The 3315-nt window shown below is 73.9% G+C and carries 1 protein-coding gene and 1 pseudogene; one reads left to right on the top strand and one right to left on the bottom strand.

Going from position 1 to position 3315, the window contains the following annotated elements:
- Window positions 1-75: 75 nt before the first annotated feature.
- A complete protein-coding gene (locus LRX76_RS18635) occupies window positions 76-2283 on the bottom strand; it encodes a primosomal protein N' (protein WP_231807125.1) in 2208 nt (735 codons plus the stop codon).
- Between the two features lie 425 nt (window positions 2284-2708).
- On the opposite strand from LRX76_RS18635, the pseudogene LRX76_RS18630 reads away from it, so the two are divergent.
- Window positions 2709-3315, top strand: a pseudogene (locus LRX76_RS18630) (hypothetical protein); the annotation flags it as partial.

The following is a 3315-nucleotide window of genomic DNA, read 5'->3' as shown; positions in this document are numbered from 1 at the left end:
CTTTGCCGGCAAAGCCCCATCGCGACTGAAGTCGCTCCTACGGGGGGGAGATCCCACGGGGATAGGATCGGGTTCTCAGTAGAGGTCGAGCGGGTCCACGTCCAGCGACCAGCGCACCCTTCGCGCCTGCGGCAGGGCATGGATCGCCGGGACCACGGCGTCGAGCAGTGCGTGCAGCGCGCGCCGGGTGGGGCTGGACAGCAGCAGCTGGGTGCGCTGGAAGCCGGCACGGCGCGGCATCGGCGCCGGCATCGGCCCGAAGCATTCCACCTCGGTGCCGGTTTCCGGCAGCAGGCCGCGCACCGCGGCCAGGAACTGGTTGGCCATCTCCACCTGCTTGGCCTCGGCGCGGAACAGCGCCAGGTGCGCGAACGGCGGAAAGCCGGCGGCCTGGCGCTGGACCAGCTCGGCGTCGGCGAAGGCGTGGTAGCCGCCGTTGACCAGGGTGTGCAGCAGCGCGTTCTCCGGGTGGTGGGTCTGCAGCCAGACCTCGCCGGCCAGGTCGGCGCGGCCGGCGCGGCCGGCGACCTGGATCAACTGCTGGGCCAGCTTCTCGCTGGCGCGGAAATCGGCCGAGAACAGGCCTTCGTCGATGCCCACCACCACCACCCGGGTCAGCTTGGGCAGGTCGTGGCCCTTGGCCAGGATCTGGGTGCCGACGAGGATGCCGGGGGCGTCGCCGAAGCGTGCAAGCTGCTGCTCCAGCGCGTCGCGGCGGGCGGTGCTGGCGCTGTCGATGCGCAGCACCGGGAAATCGGGAAAGGCCTCGACCAGGCGCTCCTCCAGCCGCTCGGTGCCGATGCCCTGCGGTTGCAGCGCCAGGCTGCCGCAGTCCGGGCAGGCCAGCGGCACCGGCTGGCGCGCGCCGCAGTGGTGGCACTGCAGGCGGCGGCCGCCGCCGTGCACGGTCATCGCCGTGCTGTGCAGCGGAGTGCTGCAGCGCCTGCATTCGGCGGTCCAGCCGCAGTCGTGGCACAGCAGCACCGGGGCATAGCCGCGGCGGTTCTTGAACACCAGCACCTGGCCGCCGGCGGCCAGCGCATCGCCGACGCCGGCCAGCACCTCGGCCGACAGGCCGTCGCGCAGCGGCCGCTTGCGCACGTCGAGCACGCGCACGCGCGGCGGCCGCGCCTCGCCGGCCCGGCGCGACAGCCGCAGGTGCGCATAGCGGCCGCCGCGGGCGTTGTGCAGCGATTCCAGCGACGGCGTGGCGCTGCCCAGGATCACCGGCACGTCCAGCGCCTTGCCGCGCACCAGGGCGAAATCGCGGGCGTTGTAGCGGATGCCGTCCTGCTGCTTGTAGCTGCCGTCGTGTTCCTCGTCGACCACGATCAGCCCTGCCTCGGGCAGCGGCGTGAACACCGCCGAGCGGGTGCCGACCACCAGCCGCGCCTGCCCGCGCCAGGCGGCGGCCCAGGCCCGGGCGCGCTCGCCGTCGGACAGGCCCGAGTGCAGCACGTGCACCGGCACGCCCAGGCGCGTGCGGAAGCGCGCCAGCGTCTGCGGCGTCAGGCCGATCTCCGGCACCAGCACCAGCGCCTGGCGGCCGCGGGCCAGGCAGTCGGCGATGGCCTGCAGGTAGACCTCGGTCTTGCCGCTGCCGGTGACGCCGTCGAGCAGGAATGCGGCAAAGCCCGAGGACTGGCGCAGCGCCGCGGCCGCGGCCTGCTGCTCGTCGTTGAGGTGCGGACCGGCCGCGGGCGGGGCCGCGGCGGCCGGCGCGGCGATCGCCACGCGTTCGGCCAGGCCGCGCCTGGCCAGGCTGCGCGCCGCGCCGCGCCAGTCTTCGAGTCGGTCGTCGAGTCGGTCCTCGTCCAGGCCATCCGCGTCCGCCGCGGCGGCGAGCAGTTCGGCCAGTTGCCGCGGCCGGCCCTGGCGCAGGCCGGGCAGGGCGGTATGGCCGGCCTCGGTCAGGCGCCAGCCCCAGGCCTGGGTGTCCGGCAGCGGCTCGCCGCGGCGCAGCGCCACCGGCAGCGCGGTGGCCAGGGTCTCGCCCAGCGGGGCATGGGTGTAGTGCGAAAGCCAGCGCAGCGACTCCAGCAGTTCGCCGTGCAGCAGCGGCTGCGGGTCCAGCCAGTCCAGCGCCGCGCGCAGGGTGTCGGCCGCCTCGCCGGTACCGATGCCCGCCACCGTGCCGACCAGTTCGCGTGGTCCGAACGGCACCCGCACGCGCCGGCCGACGTCGTCCGGGCGAGCCGGGCCGCCGGCTGGCGGCAGGTAGTCGAACAGCTGCGGCAGCGGCACCGGCAGGGCGACGCGAAGGGTGGGCAGGACGGCGGACATCGGCGCAAGTCTACCGGGCGGGCTGCGGCCGCGCGGACCGCGACCTGGTGACGATTGCAGGGACGGCGGATGATGAAAACAACGTAAACGCACGTCCCGTCTGGAAAATTCCGTTTATCCACATCCTCTGTGGATAAGCCTGTGCATCATCCCGATGCTCCACGCCGCAGAAAGCAGTACAGCGGCCTTGCCGCCGGGTTGGTCAAAAAAACGCCATATTACATATGACCTTACGAATCAACAGGTTAGCCGTGAAACATGGTTACGGGGCGGTGAGGGCCGGGGCTGCAACGGACGTTCCCCGTTGTCAATACGCTGCTGTGCACAACCCTGATCCGGGCGCAGCCCTTGGCACGCCTGGGAGAGCGGATTCGGCGGCGAAGTCAAGCGGGCGATGACGCAGCGCCGCCGCTATCATTTCGCCGATGACGAAGTTCCCCGAGACGGCCGTTCCCACCCGCGGAGCGGCCGATGCCCCCGCCGCCCTGTCCGCCTTCCTGCGTGGCGTGGAGCGCCGTGGGGTGGTGCTCGGCCAGTGCCAGTGCGGGGACGAGGCGGCCGGCGAACATGCCCTGGCCGCCGCCATGCGCGCCTTCCGCAAGCATGCGGCGGCGCTGCCGATGGCCGAGTGGCCACTGCGCTTCTGGAGCCTGCTGGCGGCCACGCCGCAGGTGCGGCGGCCATCCACCGGCGCGGCCTGGCCGGCGGACCTGCAGGCGCTGGCGGAGCCGGGGCCGGACGACCGCCTCGCGCTGCTGCTGCGCATCGCCGCCGGGCTCGACGAAGGTGCCGCCGCCCAGGTGCTGGGGGTGCCGGTGCCGGACTACCGCCAGGCACTGGCACGGGCCTGCCCGCGCGATGCCGACGGCCAGCCCGATGCCGCCGGCTGGCGCGCCCTGGCCGAGGCGGTGCAGGCGCGCATCCGCGACCTGGACCCGGCGCAGGCGGCGCGGCTGGCGGCGCTGCGCGACAGCGTGGCCAATGGCCGGGCGGCGGCCGACCGGCCGGTGCCGCCGCCGTCCGCGGCCGAGC

This window comes from Stenotrophomonas sp. MMGLT7, from assembly GCF_021168555.1.
GTDB lineage: Bacteria > Pseudomonadota > Gammaproteobacteria > Xanthomonadales > Xanthomonadaceae > MMGLT7.
This window is presented reverse-complemented; position numbering and strand designations above follow the sequence as displayed.

What these genes read in the sequence shown, in the direction of transcription:
- LRX76_RS18635 (WP_231807125.1), bottom strand. Translation starts at nt 2,283, where the DNA reads ATGTCCGCCGTCCTGCCCACCCTTCGCGTCGCCCTGCCGGTGCCGCTG.